Source organism: Aphanothece microscopica RSMan92 (genome assembly GCF_046613545.2).
In the GTDB taxonomy this organism is placed as follows: domain Bacteria; phylum Cyanobacteriota; class Cyanobacteriia; order PCC-6307; family Cyanobiaceae; genus NIES-981.
Genome location: NZ_JBKKKY020000037.1, coordinates 1 through 20,560, shown reverse-complemented (window position 1 = coordinate 20,560; position 20,560 = coordinate 1). Strand labels below are relative to the sequence as shown.

Genomic DNA, 20,560 nt, shown 5'->3' with positions numbered 1-20,560 from the left:
GGCAGGGGCCAGGCCGGAAGCGAGGGGCCGACATAGCTCTTATTGATGGTCGCCCCGATGGTCGCCCCGATGGCCGCACGGGGATGGCTGCAGGCCGAGCGCGGCAGCCGCGCCTACGGTCGCGGCATCCGCCGCCCACCACCGATGCCGGTGCCGACGCAGGTCCTGACGCCGATGCTCGCCAGCGTCATGGGCAACGTCACGGCGACCGTCACGGCCACCTCCGCCGGCCTGGAGGATGTGCCGATCCAGGCGCGGCTGCTGTTCATCGGGATGCTGTTTCTCGGCACCCTCGCCATGAGCAAGTTCTCGATCCGGCTGGGCATCCCCGGGGTGCTGGGGGTGCTGCTGCTGGGGCTGGTGGTGAATGTCAACTATCTCGACCTCAACCACGTCGAGGCGGAGAGCCTGCAGGTCTTCGGCCTGGCCCTTCTCCTCTTCTACGCCGGCCTGAAGACCGATCTGCAGGCGATCCGGGGCTTCCTGGAGTACGGCCTGCTGCTGGCCCTGGGTGGCGTGGTGATCACCTCGGCCGCGCTCGGCGGGATGATCTGGTGGCTGTCCTCCAGCACCGCCGACGGGCTGCTGCCGGGCTTCGGCAACGGCATCCCGATCGGCGCGGCCTTCCTGGTGGCGGCCTGCCTGGGCTCCACCGACGCCGGCGCCACGCTGAGCGTGCTCGCCCAGGTCAGCAAGCGGGTGCCGCAACGCCTGCAGCACCTGCTGGAGTTCGAGTCGGCCGTGAACGATCCGGCCGCCCTGCTGGTCTACGGCCTGCTGATCAAGCTGTTCACCCGCCCGTCCCTGCCGGGGGGCGGCGCTGGCATGGAGAGCAGCCTCAGCCAGGCCCTGCTGCAGGCCCTGCAGGACTTCGTGCAGCAGATCGGCTCAGGTCTGATCGTGGGCGTGCTGTTCGGCTACGTCGCCAAGTTCGTCATCGACCACCTGGTGAACGAAAGCTCCCAGCTGCTGGTGGTGGCGATGTCGATCGCCTTCGTCGACTACGGGTGTGCCCACTTCCTGGGCGGCTCGGGCTTCGTGGCGGTGTACGTCACCGGGGTGTTCATGACCAACATGACCTACCGGACCCCGGAGGTGAACCACGAATCGATTCAGGAGGTGCTGCTGCCGTTCAACACCATGACGGAGATCACCATCTTCCTGATCTTCGGTCTGCTGGTGCAACCGAGCGAACTGATCGGCGCCCTGCCGATGGGGATCGCCACCGCCGCCGCCCTGATGCTGGTGGCGCGACCGCTGGGGGTTCTGGCCTTCCAGCCCCTCTCCCCCTTCAGCCGGCGGGAAGGCCTGCTGATCGGCTGGTGCGGTCTGCGCGGGGCCGTGCCCCTGGCCCTGTCGTATCAGGTGGTGGCGGCCATTCCGCTGCTGCGGGGGCTCGATCCGTCCCTGGCGGAGCCCCTGGCCCGCAACGCCCAGGGCATCGTCTTCGTGGTGGTGGTGCTCAACCTGCTGGTGCAGGGCCTCACCCTGCCCAGGGTGTGCCGGGCGATCGGTCTAGAGGGGGGCCGCGGCGGGGAGGCCTGAGGGCCAGCTCAGAGCAGGCGCCAGGGCAGGGTTTCGCCGGCATGGAAGGGCACCAGGTCCACAGCCTGGCCGGCCGCGTCGTTGAGATGGAGCCGGCTCGGCACCTCCTGGGGCTGACGCAGCAAGGTGATCCGCCCGTCGTTGAGCGGCAGCCCGTAGAAGCGGGGTCCGTGCTCGGAGGCAAAGCCCTCGAGGCGGTGCAGGGCGTTCTCGGCCTCGAACACCGCCGCATAGCTCTCGATCGCGTAGGGGGCGTTGAAGATGCCGGCGCAGCCGCATTCCGCCTCCTTCGCCGCCCGGGCGTGGGGGGCCGAATCGGTGCCCAGGAAGAAGCGCGGGTCACCGGAGGTGGCGGCGGCCCGCAGGGCGAGGCGGTGCAGCTCCCGCTTCGCCACCGGCAGGCAATAGAAATCCGGACGGAGGCCTCCCCGGAACATGGCGTTGCGGTTGATGTGGAGGTGGTGGGGTGTGATCGTGGCCGCCAGGTTGGCGGGTCCGCTGCGCACGAAGTCGGCGGCATCGGCGGTGGTGATGTGCTCCAGCACCACCCGCAGACCGGGATGCCGCCCCAGCAGCGGTTCCAGATGGCGCTCGATGAACACCGCCTCGCGGTCGAAGATGTCGATCTCCGGATCCACCACCTCGCCGTGGATCAGCAGCGGCATGCCGATCCGCTCCAGCGTTTCGAGCACCGGCGTGATCGCCTCGATCGAACCCACCCCGGCCGCGGAGTTGGTGGTGGCATGGGCCGGGTAGAGCTTGCAGGCCACCCACACGCCCTCGGCGTGGCCCCGGGCGATCTCCCGCGGGTCGATCGTGTCGGTGAGGTAGGCGGTGAGCAGCGGCTGGAAGCCGCTGCCATCGGGGAGAGCCTCGTGGATCCGGGTGGCATAGGCCCGGGCGGCGGCCACGGTGGTGATCGGCGGGCTCAGGTTGGGCATCACGATGGCGCGGCCGAACTGGCGCGCCGTGGCCATGGCCACCGCCTGGAGCATGGCGCCGTCGCGCAGATGCACATGCCAGTCATCGGGTTGGCGCAGGACGAGCTGCTGGGCCGGCTGGACGGTCATCGGCGAGTGGGAGCGCAACGGGGCCCAAGGAGCCCGGGTCCACCCTGGCAGGGCAGCCGCTGGATTTCCTAAGAATTCTTCTGCTGAGCGCCGAGCAGGCCTGGGCGGCCGCCGGATTTTCTTAGGGTCCAGGCTGCATCCGGGGTTCCATGGGAGCTGAGGCCAACCTCACGATCGGCGAACTGGAAGCGGGCTATCCCACCTACTGCAAGGCGCTGAGGCTGCTGATCAAGAACGGCAAGACACTCACGGCCATCCAGCGCACCGTCTGCTGGGAGCGGCTCAGCCTTCTCCAGAAGTGCCTCCCCACCCGCTACAAGTCCCCCGATTACCTCTATGCGCTGCTGAAGCGTGAGCTCGACCAGGTGGCGGCCTGATCCCTCCAGCCGCCGCTGGCCCGAAGATTCCCATCAGAACGGCAGCGCGCCGCCACGCATCCGCTGATGGCGTGACTCAATGGGAGTACATCCTTCCCTGGCGGAACCCCCTGCCGCCCTGTCCATGGCACACCCCCAGATCCTGATCGTCGGCGGCGGCGCGGCGGGCATCACCGCGGCCGCCCAGCTGAAGCGGGCCCGCCAGGCGCTCGACATCACGATCCTGGAGCCCTCCACCGAGCACTACTACCAGCCGGGCTGGACGCTCGTGGGCGGTGGGGTCTTCAGCATGGACGAGACCCGCCGCGCCGAAGGCGATCTGATTCCCTCCGGCGTGCACTGGATCCGCGAGGGCGCAGCCAGCTTCGAGCCGGACCAGCGGCGGGTCACCACCACCGCAGGCCAGCAGCTGAGCTACGACGTGCTCATCGTGGCCACGGGGCTCAAGCTCTGCTGGGATCGGATCAAGGGGCTGCCGCAGGCCCTGGGCCAGGGCGGCGTCTGCAGCAACTACTCCAGGGACTTCGCCCCCTACACCTGGGAGGCGATCCAGGCGTTCCAGGGGGGCAGTGGCGGCAGCGGCAACGCGGTGTTCACCTGCCCACCGATGCCGATCAAGTGCCCGGGGGCTCCCCAGAAGATCGCCTACATGGCCGACGACGTCTTCAAGAAGAAGCGCCTCCAGGCCCGGGTGATCTACGCCACCGCCACCCCCGGCATCTTTGGGGTTCCCACCTATGCCGCGCCGCTGCGGGAGGTGGTGAAACGCCATGGCATCGACGCCCGCTACAACCACGTGCTCACCGAGGTGCGGCCCGAAACCCGGGAAGCGGTGTTCAAGGTCACCGAGGGAGAGAGCAGCCGCGAGGAGGTGATCCCCTACGGCCTGCTGCATGTCACCCCGCCGATGGCCGCCCCCGATGTGGTGGCCGGCAGCCCCCTGGCCGCCTCCAGCGGCTTCGTGGAGGTCGACAAGTTCACACTCCAGCATCTGCGCTTCCCTGAGGTCTTCTCGCTCGGCGATGTGAGCGGCATCCCCAACTCCAAGACCGCCGCCGCGGTGCGGGGCCAGGCTCCCGTGCTGGTGGCCAACCTGCTGGCCCACCTCGATCGCAGGCCCCTGGAGGCGGCCTACGACGGCTACAGCTGCTGCCCCCTGATCACCGGCTACGGCAAGGCGATCATGGCCGAGTTCAACTACGAGCAGCAGCCGGTACCCTCGTTCCCGCTCGACCCCACCAAGGAGCGCTGGATCATGTGGTTCGTCAAGCGCAAGATCCTGCCCTCGCTGTACTGGAACCGGATGCTCACCGGCGCCCAGCATGAGCGGCGCTTCATGCCGGGGGTGAAGCGCTAGGGGCCCAGCCTCCAACCAGGCGGGCCATGAGACCTTCCTCATCGGCCGGCACCCGCAGCAGGGGGCAGGGCCCGAGCCAGCCCAACCGCTGACGCAGTTCGCCCTCCAGGGCGTCATCGTGCTCGCCGATGCCGCCGGTCAGGGCGATCGCGTCGACACCGCCCAGGCTGGCCGCCATCGCACCGATCCCCTGCAACAGCCGGTGCAGAAAGACATCCAGGGCCAGCTGGGCGGCGGCATGGCCGCTGGCCGCCGCCTGGCGCAGCTCGCGCATGTCACCCGACAGACCCGAGAGTCCCAGCAGGCCACTGCGGTGGTTGAGGTCCTCGTCGATCGCCTCCGGCGCCAGCCCCCGGCGCAGCTGGTGCAGCAGCAGCCCCGGATCGACGCTGCCGCTGCGGCTGGCCATCACCAGGCCCTCCAACGGCGTGAACCCCATGGTGGTGTCGAGGCTGCGGGCTCCGCTGACGGGGTCGAGGCCGATCGCACAGAGGGAACAACCGGCACCGAGGTGGCAGCTGATCAGCCGCCGCAGCTCGGGGTGCCGGGCCGCCACGGTCTCGGCGACGTGCTGGTGGTTGAGACCGTGAAACCCATAGCGCCGCAGCCCAGCCGCCCGCCATGCCGCGGGGATCGCGTAGGTGCGGGCGGGCTCCGGCAGGCTGGCGTGGAAGCCCGTATCGAAACAGGCCCACTGCTCCAGGGCAGGCGGGGGTGACACCAACCTGCTCGCGAACCAGCGGATGGCCCGCAGAGCCGGGCCGTTGTGGAGCGGAGCCAGGGGTTCCAGGGCCTCCAGTGACCCCATCACCGCGGCGGTGAGCCTTGTGGGCCGTGTGAACTGCTCCCCGCCGTGAACCACGCGGTGGGCCACCCGTGCGATGGTCCCGCTCCAGGGGCTGATGGCGGGCATGAGCCAGGCCTCCAGCAGGGCTTCGATGGCGGCGGGATCATCCGGATCCCGCCGCTGCTGGCCCTGCCAGGGGCGGTGGCCATCGGTCCCCACCAGCGAGGCCTTGAGGCTGGAGCTGCCGGCATTCACCACGAGCACCAGGGGGGCCGGCGCGTCCTGGCCGCCCGGATCGCCCAGGGTCACCACCGAAGAGGTCTCCAGCGAAGAGGTCTCCGCCGGAAAGGCCTCTGCTGGAGAGGCTTCTGCCGGAGAGGCGTCACGATCACCAGAGCGACGGACCAACGAGCCCCCCTCACACCAGGCGCATTGGAGCACGGCCCAGCCCGCAGGCCGGTGCTCCAGCCCACACCCTCAGGAGCCGCCTGGAGTACTCAGGGCTGGCCCATGCGTACAGCCCCCACACCAACAACGAGACAGATCAAGGCAACAGCAAGAACTTCCATGGGCAGTCCATCGATCAAGAATGAACATCTCGCGCTGTTCATCGCAGCCGGGCTCAGAGCGAACAGAACAGGCAAGAGCTTCACATCACGAAACGACCGCAGTGATCGGGCATTCAGTAACAACAGGCACCTTGAACGTTCCAGCACCACTGGAACGTCTCAGCGCCATATGAACGCCAACCAGGAGACTGTCCTCAGGAGACGATCATGCGGCCAATGTCCTGCACATTCACAGCTGAGAGCGGTTGCGTCTGGGGCCTCTGGCCCAGTTCTGGCGGGCTAGGAACATTCACTCATCATCAGGAAAAGGTTCTGCTGAAACATCTGCAGAAGGCCTGACAGAGGAGAGTTCCTGCTCTCGATTGGCACGGCCATGGTTGTGATGGTCTTCAGGGTCGTTCGCTTCGCCGCTGCACTTGCCGCGCGAGCAGCTCCGGCCAACGAAGCCTCCGCCGCGCAATCCGCGCTCTGGGAAGGCTCGGAGCGCTCGAAGCGCATCCAGGCCCTCAGGCAGAACTCCTACTGACACTGAGTTGCGCTGATATGGAGTCGCGGTGATACTGAGCCGTGGCGGTCCAGCCCACCGCAGGCGCTGAACCGCCAGGCCAACGCAGACCCAGGAGACACGACAGAATGGCAGGGGCCTGGTACCCCGTGACCTGCTGCCATGCCCTGGACTCCCTACGCCGATTGGATCTTCACGCTGGTCAGCACCGGCAGCCTGCTCGTGGTCGCCTGGCTGGTGCTTCGTCCGCGCAGCTGAGCGCTCCGGAAGGGCGGCAGGCACGCCGAGGGGTCACGCTTGCCGGGTTGACGTCGCGAACCTGCTTGCGGGGTTGAATAGAATGACCGTGAGCCGAGGCACACACGAATGTCTTTGGAACAACTGAGGCAATTTGCCCTGAAGATCCTCACGGATCATGAGCTTGCAGCGATCTGCAGCTCCGCTCGTGCGGCCGATGCTGATGATCAGGCCAGCATCGCCAGGGATGCCGGCTATGAGGTCTACCCAGCAGACCTGGTCAATTGCCAGGGTGGCGCACTGGTTGAGAATGTTGATGAAGATTTTTTCATGAAGACGACCTGGTGGACCTTGGTCGAGGACATCAGTTGAGCCCACGCTGATGCTCGCCCTCAGCATGGAGCGCAACCGCTGACATCCTGATCTCGCTCAGCCGTGCTGATCCCCAGGCGGCGATCAGCACGAGCCCTCGGTGGTCAGGTGCGGGCGAGAAGTCGCTGGAATCGGGCGATCTCCAGCTCCAGCACACCTTCGTTGATCCCGAGGGCACGGGCAATGCCGCGCAGCTGGGCCCGTTCGCGCTCCTCGATGCTGCCATCGGAGCAGGCCACCCGAAAGGCCGCCTCCAGAATCACCTCCCGGCCATTGTCGTCGAGCGTGGAGCGTTCATCGGACAAACGCCGCAGCAGCTGCTCGAAAGGCCCCTCCGCCTGCTCGCCTGCAGGGGCGTTCCCGCCTGAGGCAGCACGGCGGTTTTCAATCCAGCCGTCCAGTTGCTCGCGACTGGGCGGCTGGCCCATGATCTCGGCGTAGGTCGTGGCAATGGTGTGGATCTCATCCTCCATGATTTCCCCGTCAGCCAGGCAGATGTCCACCATGCTCTCCATCATCAGATCGCGCACCTTGATGGCGTAGCGATCGCCATAGGCCACGGCCCAGCGCAACTCCGAAAGATCGCGCTCCTTTCGATCGTGCTGGGACGCACGGGGATCCCGTTTGCAGCCGGTATGACCACCCGAGAGACTGTCGTAGATGTGAAAGGTGAAGCGATCAACCAGCTGCCGGCAGAAGGCGACTCCCCGAACTGAGTTTCCGTAGTCGTCCAGCCGCGGTGAAAAGGTGGCGAAGCCCATGAGGTTCGGCACGACGACGAGCACCGCACCTGCCACGCCAGACTTTGCCGGAAGACCAACCTCCAGGGTGAACGAACCGGCGTTGTCATACATGCCGGCACTCTGCATCACGGCCAGGGTCTTCTTGACGACCTCGGTCGGCAGAACCTCCTCACCGGTGATCGGGCAGACGCCCCCGTTGGCGAGGGTGGCGGCCGCAATGGCCAACATTTCGGAAGTCATTTCGATACTGCAGCACGACAGGTAGAGGTCGAGCATGGTGTGAAGGCTGACATCTCTTGGCAGGCCAGTTCTTCCCTGCAGGAGATAGGCGATCGCATAGTTGGTGTGCGCCGTCGCCCGCTCAGACAGCATCGTTTCCTCGCTGAAGCGAACCTCATCGATCCCTCCACACATCCGAGACCAGAGGTTCATGACATCACCCGTGATCTCCCTGGCCTCTCGATCCGGACTTCCGGATGCAATGATCCCGGCCGTCATGATGGCACCAGCATTCACGCACGGATTGAACGGGCGCATATCAGGCAGAAGATCCAAAGCATTGAAAGGCCGTCCCGAAGGCTCGGTACCCACAAATCTGTGGGTGAACTCTGAACCCTCACGGAGCAGCGCATAGGCATAGTTCAACGGCTTCGATACCGATTGGATGGAGTGGAAGACATCCACATCTCCCAGCCTCATCCTTTGGCCATCCACCGTGCAGAAGGCCACACCCCAGCGCTCAGGGTCAGCATCACGAAGGATGGGGATATAATCCGCGTTGTTGCCGCCGCGATCAGGAGCAACGTTATCGTAGATCAGGCGTATATCACTGCAGAATTCTTCCCAGTCTGGAATTGCCAGCTGACGGCTGAAACTGCGGCTCACCATCCGCAGCTCCGGGCCCACGATTTCAGCAAATTCGTCGAAGCCGATCGGCTGACCTTCGCAGCGGGCCAGCCGCTCCATCGTGGTGCGCAGGCGGAAGTCCTCAACGTCAATTCCGCTGGAGGCGATTCTGTTCCGGATCCGATCGGCATCGGTCACGCCCTCGGTGGCCACTGACTCGAACAGCATTCGCATCCGGTCCATGCAGGCTCACCAAATCATCATTTCCCTATTAATAGAAGCAGAGATCAGCTGGAGTAGTGCAGACTACAGATCCGATTCTCCTGTCATTGTTCATGGCTCTCAGCCATTTTCATCATGACAACCAGTGTCAATTCGAGCAGTCTCAATTCAACCAGTGTGGATTCAACGTACCGTCGCTCATCCCTCTTCCACCCTGATCCTCATCCCTTCCTCCCCCTGATCGACGTCATCGCCATGGCGGCTGGTGGCGGCTGATGGCGCCTGAGCGGGCCCGGCCCACCGCTGGGCCGGGAGAAACCATCGGAGGAAACCGGCAGAACGCCCTAGGGTCCCCCCCGTCAACGCACCCCACCTGGATGACCCAAGGCCTGCCCAGCCTCCACCCCCACCCTGGATGGAGCGACGCACCCGCACCCCCGCCCTCCGCCACGGTCGGCAAGCACTGCATCCTCGAGCTCTACGGCTGTGATCAGGCCAGGCTCGACGACGAAGCCTTCCTCCGGGACACCATCACCTCGGCAGCCCGACGGGCTGGTGCCACCCTCCTCAATCTGATCACCCACCGTTTCGAGCCCCAGGGCGTCACCGGCCTGGCCCTGCTGGCCGAATCCCACATCTCCATCCACACCTGGCCCGAGTCCGGCTACGCCGCCGTGGATGTGTTCACCTGTGGGGACCACACCATGCCCGAGCGCGCCTGCGCCGTGCTCGCCGACGAACTCGCCGCTGCCCACCACAAGCTCACCAGCTTCCGGCGCGAAACCCCCACCGCGATCGCCGGGGTCGAGCGACAGCCGAGTCACGAGGCCCCACCCAGCCCACCGGCCGCGGCCGCCCTGGTGGCCTGAGCCCCGCGAGCCCCATGGGCCTGCCCGGCAGCGCCGTGCTCAGCGCCGCAGGCGGCCTCGGCCTATTCCTGCTCGGCATGGCGCTGATGACCGAGGGCCTGCGCAGCCTGGCGGGGAACCGGCTGCGCCAATCCCTGCTGCGCTTCACCCGCTCGCCCTGGACCGGGGCCTGCAGCGGGGCGCTGGCCACGGCCCTGGTGCAGTCCTCGAGCGCCACCACGGTGACGACCGTGGGCTTCGTGAGCGCCGGAGTGCTCAGCTTCCAGGCCTCCCTGGGCATCATCCTCGGCGCCAACGTGGGCAGCACCGGCCTGGGATGGCTGGTCGCCCTGCTCGGGATCAGGCTCAACCTGGAGATGCTGATGCTCCCGTTGGTGCTGGTGGGGGCCTGCCTGCGCCTGCTGGGCCGCGGACGCCAGGCCCAGGCCGGCCTGGCGCTGGCGGGGTTCGCCCTGCTGTTCATCGGCATCGGGGGCCTGCAGGAGGCCATGGCCGGCCATGGTCTCCTGCTCGATCCCTCCCGCTTCGATGCCGCCCTGCCGTCGGGGCGGCTTCAGCTGCTGCTGCTCGGACTGCTCACCACGGTGATCACCCAGTCGTCCGGTGCGGGTGTCGCCACCACCCTGGCGGCAATCGCCGCCGGCGCCCTCTCCCTCCCCCAGGCCTGCGCCCTGGTGATCGGGATGGACATGGGCACCACCGTGACCGCCCTGATCGCCGCCATGGGGGCCGGTCTGGCGGCGCGGCGCACGGCCGTGGCCCATGTCACCTTCAACCTGTTCACCGGCCTGCTGGCCTTCACCGCCCTGCCCCTGTACCTGCTGGCCCTGGGGCGGTGGTGGCCGGGCGTGATGGCGCGGGATCCGGAGTTCGCCCTCACGGCCTTCCACACCGGCTTCAACGTGGCGGGGGTGCTGCTGGTTCTGCCGTTCAGCGCCCCGTTCGCCGCCCTGATCCGTCGCCTGGTGCGCCCCGGTCCGGACCGTCCCGTCGACGAGCTGGCCGACGTGCCGCCCCTCGATCCCGCCATGGCCATCGCTCAGGCCACCACCGCCCTGCGGCAGACCTTTCTGGCCCTGCTGGAGATGCTGCTGCGCGGCCTGCGGCGTTCGCCCTCCGCCGGCGGCTCAGCGACCCAGCAGCTGACCGTGCTGCAGGCGGACCTCGATCACCTGGAGCTGTATCTGGACCAGATCAACCTCCAGCCCCACCACCGTCCCGGCAGCGCCTGCCTGCTGCACCTCCTCCACGCCCTGGACCACCTGCAACGGCTGCACGAGCGCTGCGAAGAGGAGTCGGACCGCCTCAACACCGTCGCGACCGCCGAGGCCCTGGCACCGGACCGCGATGGGCTGATCCGGGCGCTGGAGGCCCTGATCCCCCAGGTGCGGCAGGGGAGCTGGGATGGGGCCGCCTCGCTGGCCGATGCCTGCGCCCATCAGCTGCACCGCCGGGTCGACCCCTTCCGGGACGCCGTGATGGTGCAGGTCGCCGCCGGCGAGCTGGATGTGGATCGGGCCACCGTCCGGCTTCAGGCGATGCGCTGGCTGCGGCGGGTCAGCCAGCATCTGCAGCGGATCTGCCGGCACCTGGAGCAAGGGGGGTCCAGCGGATTGCCGAGGCCGTCAGTCTGACCTTTGCTGGCGGGCGGAGGCCCTGGACCCCAGCCTGGCCCCGTCCCCCGACTCCCTGCGGAACTGCCGTGCTGCGCCCGACCCCTGGTGCCCTCACCTCCCGCCGGATGGAGGAGCGCCCCGCGGGGGTGCCGAGCCAGCTCTACGTCCACGGCGGTCACCAGCCCACCCACTTCAGCGTGATGGTCTTCGACGGGGAGACGCCCCGGCTGGAGGAACTCTCCAGCCCCGCGGCGCTGAATCGGATCGCCCGCCAGGGAACACCGCTCTGGCTGCGGGTGAGCGGACTGGCGGAACCCCAGCGGATCCGCGACATGCTGACGGCTCTGGACATCCCGGAGCTGCTGCTGCCCCCCCTGCTGGAAACGCCCCAGCGGCCGCGGGTGGATGGGCTCGATGAAGCCCTGCTCGTGGTGCTGCATCGCCTGGGGTTCGCCTGCGATCCCACCCAGCTGATCAGCTCCCAGCTCGGGATGGTGCTGCTGCCCAACCGGCTGATCACGGTGGAGGAAGCCACGATCGGCGCGCCGTTCGGCGAACTCACCGGATGGCTGCTGGCCCGGGTGGGGGCGGTCGAGGATCGCGATCTGGATGACATCCTCCACTTCCTGGTGGATGAGGTGCTGGATGATCTCTTCCCGATGCTGGAACAGATCACCAACCGCCTGGATGACCTGGAAGAGGCTGCGCTGAAGAATCCCACCCCGCGCCTGCTGAGCCGGGCCTTTCAGTACCGCAGCAATCTGCGCCGCATCCGAAGCCTGATCTGGCCGCTGCGGCACGAGATCCGCACGCTGCTCAGCCAGCGCCAGCGCCTGCTGGGCGAGGCGGCCCTGGCCGGATTCCGTGAAATGGCCGACCTGGTGGAGCTGTTGTTCGAGAACGGCGAACTGCTGCGTCACCAGTGCGATGCGATCACCCAGACCTATGCCGCGAGTGTGGGCAATCGGATGAACCAGGTGATGAAGACGCTCACCATCCTCACCAGCATCTTTGCCCCGTTGACGTTCATCTGCGGCATCTACGGCATGAACTTCGCCCACATCCCGGAGCTCACCTGGCGCTTCGGCTACCCCTACGCGCTGCTGCTGATGGCCACCATCGCAGCGATCCAGGCCTGGTGGCTGTGGCGGCGCGGCTGGTTCCAGGATTGGACGAGCCCGCACTGATCCAAGCGGAGCAGCCCCCTGGAGGGGCCTCGCGAAGCTGAGGCAAGATCGACGTAGCACCCTCGAGCAAGGCCTGGGCCATGGGCGGGTCCACCGACGGCATGGCGATCCTCTCCAATGGAGCCCATGCCCACCAGCTGCTCGACAGGCACTGCAAACGGATGGTGTCCCTGCATGCCCCGGTGCTGGAGAACCGCGACCCGGAGCCGCTGCATCAGATGCGGGTCGCGATGCGCCGCCTGCGCACCTGCCTCAACCAGTTCGGCCCGGCCCTGGAGCTCCCGGATGGGGTCGGCGTGCAACGCCTGGCCCGATCCGTGCGGCGCCTGGGTGCGGCCCGGGATCTCGATGTGCTGCGGGATCGGCTGGAGCAGACGCTGCTGCCCAGGCTCCCGAAGCAGGAAATCCGCCGGCTCAAGCCGGCCCTGAAGCAGCTGCAGCGCGAACGCGGCGAGGCGCAGCAGCAGCTTCAGGAGGTGTTGAACAGCAGCCGCCACCTCAAGCTGATCGCCCAGCTGCAGAAGTGGCTGCGCCAGCCGCGCTACACACCCCTCGGCGACGAGCCGCTGCAGCACTGGCTGCTCGAATGGCAATGGCCGTGCCTCGGCACGCTGCTGCTGCACCGGGGCTGGCGGATCACCGCACCCCAGGGGCAGCGCGATGTGGAGGAGCTGCATGCCCTGCGCAAGGGCATCAAGGAGGCCCGCTACCGCCTGGAGAACCTTCAGCCGCTGGGCGGCGCCGTCGGCCTCGACTGGATCAACCGGCTGAAACAGGGCCAGGAGCTGCTGGGCGAACTGAACGATCTGGCGGTGCTGCGGCAGGCGATCGAGAGCCAGGCTTCACAGCGCCTGGCCAGGCATCTGCCGGAGCTGGACAAGCTCCTGGACGAGCAGCGGCTCGCGTGCTGGGCGCAGTGGCGGATTCTGGCCATGGAACTTGTGGAGAGGCACGAACGGGCCCACCTGGTGCTGGGGCTGATCGGCGACAGGGCGCTGGGGGGACAGCCCGATGTATCCGGGGACACCACCAACTAGCACCGAGATCACGGGTCGAATCGTGAAGATCCGATAAGTTGCGCCGGACGTCTGTCTGACGTCATTCCCGATCGGTGTGAGGACCCGATGAAATTCTTCCAGCAACTGCTGGTCGCCCCTGCGGCGCTCGGACTGCTGGCCCCCGTGGCCGCGACCGCTTCCGAGCTCAACATGGACGGCGTCAACCAGTACGCCTCCCAGGAGCAAGTCACCAGCATCTCCCAGTTCTCGGACGTGCAGCCGACCGACTGGGCCTACCAGGCGCTCTCCAACCTGATCGAGCGCTACGGCTGCGTCGCCGGCTATCCCGACGGCACCTACCGCGGCCAGAAGGCCATGACCCGCTTTGAAGCGGCGGCCCTGCTCAACGCCTGCCTCGACCGCGTCACCGAGGTGACCGACGAGCTCAAGCGCCTGATGGCCGAGTTCGAGAAGGAGCTCGCCATCCTCAAGGGCCGCGTCGATGGCCTCGAGGCCAAGGTGGGCGAGCTGGAGGCCACCCAGTTCTCCACCACCACCAAGCTCAAGGGCGAGGCGAGCATGATCCTCGGCGGCATGCCCGACTTCGACAATGTGGAGGACTCCGATCCGGATAACACCACCTTCAACTACGACGTGCGGCTGAGCTTCGACACCAGCTTCAGCGGCAAGGACCTGCTGCGCACCCGCCTGCGCGCCGGCAACTTCAGCTCCCTGCCCTTCGGCAGCAGCTCCCAGATCTTCGCCCTCGACAAGGCCGCAACCACGGCAGATTCGGTGAGGATCGACCGTCTCTTCTACACCTTCCCGGTGGGTGATTCGGTCAAACTCACGGTGGGCGCTCTGGTGCGCAACACCGAGATCATTTCCTTCATCCCCAGCGCCTACAAGTCGAACATTCTCGACTACTTCCAGCTGGCCGGTGCTTCCGGTACCTACAACAAGGCCACCGGCTCCGGATTCGGCTTCACCTGGAACCAGAAGGTTGACAAAGGGCGGCCCTACGCCACCTTCTCGGCCAACTACATCTCCAGCAGTGGTTTTGCTGACTCCTCCATCGGTATGTTCACCGAGGAGGGCGGCATCAACGCCCTGGCCCAGCTCGGCGTGAAGGCCCCCAACTGGGGTGCGGCCGTGGCCTACCGCTACGGCTCCGAGAACTCCCGGATCCGCGTCCCCAACTTCAGCGGCACCCTGCTTTCCGGTGATTCCACCAACAGCGTGGCCGTGAACGCCTACTGGGAGCCCACCGACACCGGCTGGATCCCCTCGATCAGCCTCGGCTACGGCTACAACGATGGCGGCGGCGGCTTCCCCGACTCCCAGTCGTGGATGGTCGGCTTCCAGTGGGACGACGCCTTCGTGAAGGGCAACGCCGCCGGCTTCGCCTTCGGCATGCCGCCCTTCACCGATCAGAGCGAGGACGACGAGGCCTGGCTGTACGAGATCTTTTACAAGTTCCAGGTCACCGACAATATCTCGATCACCCCGTCCCTCTTCTACGGAAGCAATGTTGCCTCCAATGGCGGCGACGATGCCTGGGGTGGCGTGATCCAGACCACCTTCAAGTTCTGATTCTTCAGGACGCACACCTCACACCGGTGCATCCGCACCCCACACACCCCATCACCAGCCTCCCGCAAGGGGGGCTTTTTTGTGGTCACCTGAAGCTCTCAGCGATGAACCCCGGCTCACAACAGGCTCACAGCAAGCTCAGAACAGGCTCAGAACAAGCTCAGAACAAGTTCAAAACAGGGCTCAGAAGGACACAAAGAGGACACAAACGAAGATCTTCTTCCAGGCTTAATCCACCTATAACGTGGCCATAATGATTCAGGGAGAGAGCGATACTAAATATTATCTGGTCTCATTGACTTTTTCCATGACCTTCGCCAAGAAGGCCTTCGCCATCACCAGGGTCACCGCGTTCGCCACGGTCACCGCGGTGTCAGCCACTCTGGCTGGCGGCACCGTTCTCGCCCAGAGTGCCCTCAACGGAGCAGGAGCCAGCTTCCCCGCCCCCTTCTACCAGGCGGCCTTCGCCTCCGCCGCCAGCAAGGGCATCCGGGTGAACTACCAATCGGTCGGCTCCGGCGCCGGCGTGCGCCAGTTTGTGGCCGGCACCGTGGACTTCGGCGCCACCGATGAACCGATCAAGGCCGCGGAAGCCGCCAAGGTGAAGCGGGGCGTGGTGCAGTTCCCCGCCGTGGGTGGCACCATCGCCATCGCCTACAACAATCCGGCCTGCAAGAATCTCAAGCTCAGCCAGAAGCAAGCCGTCGACATCTTCCTCGGCAAGATCAGCAGCTGGGATCAGCTGAAGTGCGGCAAGGGCAGGATCAATGTGGTGCACCGCTCCGACGGCAGCGGCACCACCTTCGCCTTCACCAATTCGCTCTCCGCCTTCTCCTCCGAATGGAAGAGCAAGGTGGGAGAGGGCAAGAGCGTGAAGTGGCCCGTCGGGATCGGGGGCAAGGGCAATGAAGGGGTCGCCGGCGTGCTGGCCAACACCCCCGGCTCGATCGGCTACGTGAACCAGGCCTTCGTGAAGGGCAAGCTCAAGGCTGTCGCCCTGCAGAACAAAGCCGGCAAGTACGTGCTGCCGAACGTCAGGAGCGGAGCCGCCGCCCTGAACAACATCCGCCTGGATGGCAACCTGGCGGGCGAGGACCCCAACCCCGCCGGCGCCGAGAGCTACCCGATCTCCACCCTCACCTGGATCCTGGCCTACAAGAGCGGCAACGGCTCCAAGGCGGGGCAGATCCGCCAGGCCATGCTCCACCTGCTGGGCCCGGCTCAGAACAGGGCCGACGATCTGGGCTACGTGCCCCTCAAGGGCAACGTGCTCAGCGCCGCCAAGAAGGCCGTGGGCAGCATCGGCAGCTGAACCGCTTCAGGGCACCCCGGGGCCCCGTTCTCCTGCCGGGGGGGAGGCCACCAGCAGGTAGGTCAACCCCTGGCGGTGCTCACGGCTGAGCACCGCCAGGCCCTCCTTCTTCAGGGCCTCGGGTTGGAAGCTGGGCCGGTTGGCGGGGGCGATCAGCACCAGGCGTTCGGTGACCGCCGTCCCCCCCGCGACCCCAGCCGGCGTGCCGGCGCCGGCACGCAGATGGGCGGCCAGTTCCGGCCGGGAATCCACCCGGTGGATGGGGCGGCCGGTCCGCAGCGCCACCGAGTGGTAGCTCTTGCCCACCACATAGATGGGAACCTCGGGGGGAACCTGCTCGGCCACGCGGTCCGCCAGGGCGAGGATGGCGTTCTGGCGGTGCTCGCGGTAAATCCCGGCCAGGGATGGCACGATCGAGCCCCAGGCCAGCATGGCCACCAGCAGCCAGGCCAGCACCAGGGCCAGACGCCGGCGCGGGCTCCCCAGCACCACCGCCAGCAGCAGAGCGGCCAGGAGCAGCAGGGGCAACCAGTGGCCCGGACCCTGCACATGCCGCAGCAGCGCCTGGGTGTACTCCGGGAAGACCCTGTCGAGCTTCACGACCCCCGGCAGCACCGGGCCCGGAATCAGGGCCAGCGCCGCCAGCACCGCCGCGGTCCCCACCCCGAGGATTCGATAGAACGATCTCCCGCGGGCATAGGGATTCGCACCGCTCGGGGGGGAAGCCAGCGGGGCCGCCTGCGGGGCTGGGGGCTCGGGCAGCACGTTGTAGGCCACCAGAATGGCCAGAGGGGGAAGGGAGCCGAGGATGTAGTGGGGCAGTTTGGTGCTCGCCAGGCTGAGCAGCAGCACCGTGAGGGTCAGCCAGACCAGCGCGAACACCTGCAGATCCGTCGCGGGCTCATGCGGGGCCTCACGCTGGCGGATCCGCCCCAGCCACAGGGCCCAGCGGGCACGGGTGGGCACAGCCAGCAGACCCCAGGGAAAGCTGAGCACCAGCAGCACCGGCAGGTAGTAGAACCAGGGCCCGGCGTGGTCGTCCACCGTGCTGGTGATCCGCCCGAAGTTGCTGTGGCCGAGGAAACCGGCCACGAAGGCCATGCCGGCCTGGCGATAGGCGGCCAGCAGCCACGGCAGCGGCAGGGCGATCGCCAGGGCGGCACTCACCGCCAGCAGGCCGGCCTGGCGGCCGAAGCTCCGACCCTGGCGGGTGAGCAGGGCGTAGCCGATCAGCACCGCCGCCGGCAGCAGCCAGGCCAGCAGTCCCTTGGCCAGGAAGCCCACCCCCAGGGCGGCACCGGCCCCCAGGGCCAGGCGCCAGCGCTGGGCCAGGGAGGCCGTCGGCACGAACAGCAGCTCGTAGAGCCAGGTCAGGGCCATCACCAGGCAGCTGGTGAGGTAGCTGTCGTGCACCGCCACCCGGGCGAAGGCGGCATAGCCGGGCAGACAGGCCAGGATCACCCCCGCCAGCACCGCCCGGGCCCAGCGGCGCTTGCCGCTCTCCCCTGCCGTGCCCCCCAACCGCCAGACGCACAGCACCGTCACGATCACCCCGAGGGTGGAGGAGAACGCCGCCCCGAGTCGGGCCAGCCAGGGCGCCGACGGCAGAAAGCGGAACATCGGCCAGGCCAGCCAGTACGGCAGAGGGGGCTTGTCGAAGTAGTTCTCGCCGCTGACCCTGGGCAGCCATGGACTGTTCTCGGCCAGCATGGTGCGGGCGATATCCAGCTGCAGCGATTCGGTCTTGTCGAGCGGATAGAGAATCTGAGTTCCCCAGAAAAAGGCCACCACGCAGACAACAACCAGGAGCAGAATTCCCCAGGTCCGCTGGGATCGCTCAAGCCTTGGTATGAACAAGCACGCAGCCCGAAACCCGCAACCTTACCGCTGCCTTCCCTTCTCCCCTTGGCCTGCCCAGCCCTGGCGCGCACTGGCGCTCACGGGCACCCCGAGGCCTCCGGTTGGGTGTTCGAACGGGTTGTTCGACAGCGGACAGGGTGGTGGGCCAAACAAGGGCAGCAGAAAAAGCGCAGTAAGGTGATCAAAAGTGGCTGACCAGGGGTCCAGCGCCGCCACCCCCATGGCCGCCCGCCAACGCCCCACGGTCCCTCCACCTCTCCGTCGTGACGACCTCGTGACTGTTTCGACCGCTGCAGCCCAGACACCGGTGGCGACCGGCCCCGCTGGTCGGGCCATGGCCCAGCCGATGGACGGCTCCCTTCTGGAGGCCCTCCAGGAGCACCTCAGCATGGAGCGGCGGGCCAGCCTCGCCTACTTCGCCATGGCGATCTGGTGCGCCGAGCGCGAGCTGCGCGGGTTCACCCACTACCTCCGGCAGGAGGCCGAGGCCGAACAGACCCATGCCGGCCAGGTGGCCGACTATCTGATCAGCCGCGGCCAGACGGTGCTGCTGCAGAGCCTGCCGGCCCCCCGCCAGAGCTGGGCATCCCCCGAGGAGATCTTCGCGGCGGTGTTCCAGATGGAGGCCGAGGTCACCACCTCGCTCCAGCAGCTGTACGCCCTGGCGGAGCGCTCCTCCGATCTGCGCACCACGGTGTTTCTCGATCCATTGGTGGAGGGGCAGGTGGCCGCCGAACATGAAGCCGCCCATCTGCTGGGCCGGGTCCGCTTCGCCCAGAACCAGCCGGCGGCCCTGCTGATCATCGATGGGGAGCTGGGCGCCGATCAACACGCGCCCGCCAGCCTGGCCTGAGCGGTCGGCCCGCCCCATCAGGCGGCGCGCAGGGGTCGGCGGCTGAGTTCCACCAGCAGGGCCAGGCCCAGGGGCTCAGCCACCCCCCGGCGCTGCCAGCCCTGGGCGGCCTGAAGCAACTCCCGGCGGCGTTGCTCGAGCTCGGCCAATTCCCGGCGCAGCCGGGCGAGCAGCTGGGTGTCCTGGCAGCGGCCCATGTCCCCGAGCACCTGGCTGGAGCGGCGGCGCAGGGAATCGGCTTCGCGCCAGAGGCTGCCGATCAGGGTGTCGGAGATCGGAATCCTGGCAGGGACCACAGCGACAGATCCACCGAGCGCTGGCAGGGCGCAACCTAGCCGCCGAACCGCTCCTTCTGCAAGCGATTCTCAATAGCAGTCATGCCCGGGCTGTTGCGGCGGGGCGCGGAGCTGGAAGCTCCAGGCTGCTCAGCCAGGCCAGCGCCACCAGCAGGGCCGAGCACCAGAGGCAGGCCTGAATCCCACCCTGCATGTAAAGCCAGCCCGAGAGCAGCGTGCCCAGCAGCCGGCCGGCGGCGTTGGCCATGTAATAGAAGCCCACGTTCAGGCTCACCGCCTCGGCATCGGAATAGGCGAGCACCAGGTAGCTGTGGATCGAGGAGTTCATGGCGAACACCACCCCGAAGGCCGCCAGTCCCCCCACCACCACCAGCCCGGGCTGCGCCACCTCCCGCCAGAGGCCCACAGCGATCAGGGCGGGGATGGCGGTGAGCAGAGCCGCCCAGAACTGCAGGGCGGCCGGGCCCGGAGCCGCCGGGCGACCCCAGCTGCGGCGCAGCGCCGGAGCGGAGCCCTGCACGACGCCGTAACCGATCACCCACAGTCCCAGGAAGGCGCCCACCTCCCAGAAACGCCAGCCGAGGGAGGCCTCGAGGAACACCGGCAGGGCCACCACGAACCACACGTCGCGGGCACCGAACAGGAAGAAGCGGGCCAGCGCGAGGAGGTTGATCCCGCGCGACGTGGAGAACAGGGCCGCCAGGGGCGGTTTGCGTTTCATCCGGCCGATCTCCCCCGGCAGGCGCAGGGTGAGCAGAAAGGCCAGGGCCAGGCCGGCCGCCAGGGCCGCCACCGCCGTGTTGAAGCCCAGGCTGGTGAGCAGCACCCCTCCGAGAAAGAACCCCACCCCCTTGAGGGCATTCTTGGAGCCCGTGAGGATGGCCACCCACTGGAACAACCGGGCCTCGCCCCTGGCCTCCTCCCCGGAGACCTGGGGCACCACCGCGCGGATGGCACTCTTGGCACTCATCTTGTTGAGGTCCTTGGCGATGCCGCTGATGGCCTGGGCGGCCATCACCACGATCACCGAGAACATCCGGGGCCAGCCCGGCGCCACCGGCACCAGCATCAGCAGCGCCGCGATCTGCAGCAGGGTGCCCACCCAGAGCGTGAGGCGCAGGCCATGGCGGGCGCCGATCCAGCCGCCGACGAGGTTGGTGAGCACCCCGAAGAACTCGTAGAAGACGAACAGCAGCGCGATCTCCAGGGTGGAGTAACCGAGCTGGTGGAAGTGGAACACCACCAGCATGCGCAGGGCCCCGTCCGTGAGGGTGAAGGCCCAGTAGTTGGCGGTGACGATCCCGTACTGCTGCAGGGCCGTGAGCCCGCCGCGCTGTGCCGCCATC

At 67.4% G+C, this 20,560-nt stretch carries 18 protein-coding genes; 12 read left to right on the top strand and 6 right to left on the bottom strand.

The features are described 5' to 3' along the window. Positions 1-57: 57 nt before the first annotated feature. Positions 58-1,545: a cation:proton antiporter domain-containing protein gene (locus tag ACLD7X_RS10820; RefSeq protein ID WP_412006879.1), complete on the top strand. Its 1,488-nt coding sequence runs from the start codon at positions 58-60 to the stop codon at positions 1,543-1,545. Between the two features lie 8 nt (positions 1,546-1,553). Here the strand turns inward: ACLD7X_RS10820 and pyrC are convergent, their stop codons facing one another. Then, complete coding sequence (gene pyrC, locus ACLD7X_RS10815) at positions 1,554-2,615, bottom strand: dihydroorotase (protein ID WP_411423643.1); 1,062 nt, start codon at positions 2,613-2,615, stop codon at positions 1,554-1,556. Between the two features lie 149 nt (positions 2,616-2,764). On the opposite strand from pyrC, the gene ACLD7X_RS10810 reads away from it, so the two are divergent. Together ACLD7X_RS10810 and ACLD7X_RS10805 are read left to right on the top strand one after the other, a co-directional pair. Continuing rightward, a complete protein-coding gene (locus tag ACLD7X_RS10810) occupies positions 2,765-2,992 on the top strand; it encodes a DUF3136 domain-containing protein (protein WP_411423642.1) in 228 nt (75 codons plus the stop codon). Positions 2,993-3,116: 124 nt separating this feature from the next. Then, a complete protein-coding gene (locus ACLD7X_RS10805) occupies positions 3,117-4,349 on the top strand; it encodes an NAD(P)/FAD-dependent oxidoreductase (protein ID WP_412006878.1) in 1,233 nt (410 codons plus the stop codon). On the opposite strand, the gene ACLD7X_RS10800 is transcribed toward ACLD7X_RS10805, so the two are convergent. Beyond that, positions 4,327-5,544 (bottom strand): acetate/propionate family kinase, encoded by a 1,218-nt coding sequence (locus ACLD7X_RS10800; protein WP_411423640.1) that lies wholly within the window; start codon positions 5,542-5,544, stop codon positions 4,327-4,329. The genes ACLD7X_RS10805 and ACLD7X_RS10800 overlap by 23 nt on opposite strands. Before the next feature lie 534 nt (positions 5,545-6,078). Between ACLD7X_RS10800 and ACLD7X_RS10795 the strand changes: the two genes are divergently transcribed. Together ACLD7X_RS10795 and ACLD7X_RS10790 are read left to right on the top strand one after the other, a co-directional pair. Then, positions 6,079-6,231 carry a hypothetical protein gene (locus ACLD7X_RS10795; protein WP_425625177.1) on the top strand — a complete coding sequence of 51 codons (153 nt, stop codon included), beginning with the start codon at positions 6,079-6,081 and terminating at the stop codon, positions 6,229-6,231. A 345-nt stretch (positions 6,232-6,576) separates the two neighbouring features. Continuing rightward, positions 6,577-6,819 (top strand): Nif11 family protein, encoded by a 243-nt coding sequence (locus tag ACLD7X_RS10790; RefSeq protein ID WP_411423639.1) that lies wholly within the window; start codon positions 6,577-6,579, stop codon positions 6,817-6,819. A gap of 104 nt (positions 6,820-6,923) precedes the next feature. Here the strand turns inward: ACLD7X_RS10790 and glsA are convergent, their stop codons facing one another. Next, on the bottom strand, positions 6,924-8,642 hold the full coding sequence (gene glsA, locus ACLD7X_RS10785; RefSeq protein ID WP_412006877.1) for a glutaminase A: 1,719 nt from the start codon (positions 8,640-8,642) through the stop codon (positions 6,924-6,926). A gap of 365 nt (positions 8,643-9,007) precedes the next feature. Here glsA and speD point away from each other — a divergent pair, with 365 nt between their 5' ends. From speD to pstS, 6 genes are all read left to right on the top strand, one after another. After that, the gene (gene speD / locus ACLD7X_RS10780; protein WP_412006876.1) at positions 9,008-9,499 is read left to right on the top strand and encodes an adenosylmethionine decarboxylase; all 492 of its coding nucleotides are present in this window, start codon (positions 9,008-9,010) and stop codon (positions 9,497-9,499) included. Positions 9,500-9,513: 14 nt separating this feature from the next. Continuing rightward, positions 9,514-11,133, top strand: a complete 1,620-nt coding sequence (locus ACLD7X_RS10775) for a Na/Pi cotransporter family protein (protein WP_411423636.1) — start codon at positions 9,514-9,516, stop codon at positions 11,131-11,133. 68 nt (positions 11,134-11,201) lie between these two features. After that, positions 11,202-12,302, top strand: a complete 1,101-nt coding sequence (locus ACLD7X_RS10770) for a magnesium and cobalt transport protein CorA (RefSeq protein WP_411423635.1) — start codon at positions 11,202-11,204, stop codon at positions 12,300-12,302. An 80-nt stretch (positions 12,303-12,382) separates the two neighbouring features. Continuing rightward, a complete protein-coding gene (locus ACLD7X_RS10765; protein WP_411423634.1) occupies positions 12,383-13,339 on the top strand; it encodes a CHAD domain-containing protein in 957 nt (318 codons plus the stop codon). Between the two features lie 87 nt (positions 13,340-13,426). Then, a complete protein-coding gene (locus ACLD7X_RS10760; RefSeq protein ID WP_411423633.1) occupies positions 13,427-14,893 on the top strand; it encodes an iron uptake porin in 1,467 nt (488 codons plus the stop codon). Positions 14,894-15,200: 307 nt separating this feature from the next. Further along, positions 15,201-16,205, top strand: coding sequence for a phosphate ABC transporter substrate-binding protein PstS (gene pstS / locus ACLD7X_RS10755; protein WP_412006875.1), 1,005 nt, complete (start codon positions 15,201-15,203; stop codon positions 16,203-16,205). A 6-nt stretch (positions 16,206-16,211) separates the two neighbouring features. On the opposite strand, the gene ACLD7X_RS10750 is transcribed toward pstS, so the two are convergent. Then, positions 16,212-17,993, bottom strand: a complete 1,782-nt coding sequence (locus tag ACLD7X_RS10750; protein WP_411423631.1) for a glycosyltransferase family 39 protein — start codon at positions 17,991-17,993, stop codon at positions 16,212-16,214. A 406-nt stretch (positions 17,994-18,399) separates the two neighbouring features. Here ACLD7X_RS10750 and ACLD7X_RS10745 point away from each other — a divergent pair, with 406 nt between their 5' ends. Further along, positions 18,400-18,918 carry a ferritin gene (locus ACLD7X_RS10745; RefSeq protein ID WP_412006874.1) on the top strand — a complete coding sequence of 173 codons (519 nt, stop codon included), beginning with the start codon at positions 18,400-18,402 and terminating at the stop codon, positions 18,916-18,918. A 17-nt stretch (positions 18,919-18,935) separates the two neighbouring features. Here ACLD7X_RS10745 and ACLD7X_RS10740 read toward each other — a convergent pair whose 3' ends face one another. Then, positions 18,936-19,214: a hypothetical protein gene (locus ACLD7X_RS10740; protein ID WP_411423629.1), complete on the bottom strand. Its 279-nt coding sequence runs from the start codon at positions 19,212-19,214 to the stop codon at positions 18,936-18,938. A 79-nt stretch (positions 19,215-19,293) separates the two neighbouring features. Continuing rightward, the coding region (gene arsJ, locus ACLD7X_RS10735; RefSeq protein WP_411423628.1) for an organoarsenical effux MFS transporter ArsJ at positions 19,294-20,560 on the bottom strand (1,267 nt) is incomplete at its 5' end.

What these genes read in the sequence shown, in the direction of transcription:
- ACLD7X_RS10820 (WP_412006879.1), top strand. Translation starts at nt 58, where the DNA reads ATGGTCGCCCCGATGGCCGCACGGGGATGGCTGCAGGCCGAGCGCGGC.
- pyrC (WP_411423643.1), bottom strand. Translation starts at nt 2,615, where the DNA reads ATGACCGTCCAGCCGGCCCAGCAGCTCGTCCTGCGCCAACCCGATGAC.
- ACLD7X_RS10810 (WP_411423642.1), top strand. Translation starts at nt 2,765, where the DNA reads ATGGGAGCTGAGGCCAACCTCACGATCGGCGAACTGGAAGCGGGCTAT.
- ACLD7X_RS10805 (WP_412006878.1), top strand. Translation starts at nt 3,117, where the DNA reads ATGGCACACCCCCAGATCCTGATCGTCGGCGGCGGCGCGGCGGGCATC.
- ACLD7X_RS10795 (WP_425625177.1), top strand. Translation starts at nt 6,079, where the DNA reads ATGGTTGTGATGGTCTTCAGGGTCGTTCGCTTCGCCGCTGCACTTGCC.
- ACLD7X_RS10790 (WP_411423639.1), top strand. Translation starts at nt 6,577, where the DNA reads ATGTCTTTGGAACAACTGAGGCAATTTGCCCTGAAGATCCTCACGGAT.
- glsA (WP_412006877.1), bottom strand. Translation starts at nt 8,642, where the DNA reads ATGCGAATGCTGTTCGAGTCAGTGGCCACCGAGGGCGTGACCGATGCC.
- speD (WP_412006876.1), top strand. Translation starts at nt 9,008, where the DNA reads ATGACCCAAGGCCTGCCCAGCCTCCACCCCCACCCTGGATGGAGCGAC.
- ACLD7X_RS10775 (WP_411423636.1), top strand. Translation starts at nt 9,514, where the DNA reads ATGGGCCTGCCCGGCAGCGCCGTGCTCAGCGCCGCAGGCGGCCTCGGC.
- ACLD7X_RS10765 (WP_411423634.1), top strand. Translation starts at nt 12,383, where the DNA reads ATGGGCGGGTCCACCGACGGCATGGCGATCCTCTCCAATGGAGCCCAT.
- ACLD7X_RS10760 (WP_411423633.1), top strand. Translation starts at nt 13,427, where the DNA reads ATGAAATTCTTCCAGCAACTGCTGGTCGCCCCTGCGGCGCTCGGACTG.
- pstS (WP_412006875.1), top strand. Translation starts at nt 15,201, where the DNA reads ATGACCTTCGCCAAGAAGGCCTTCGCCATCACCAGGGTCACCGCGTTC.
- ACLD7X_RS10745 (WP_412006874.1), top strand. Translation starts at nt 18,400, where the DNA reads ATGGCCCAGCCGATGGACGGCTCCCTTCTGGAGGCCCTCCAGGAGCAC.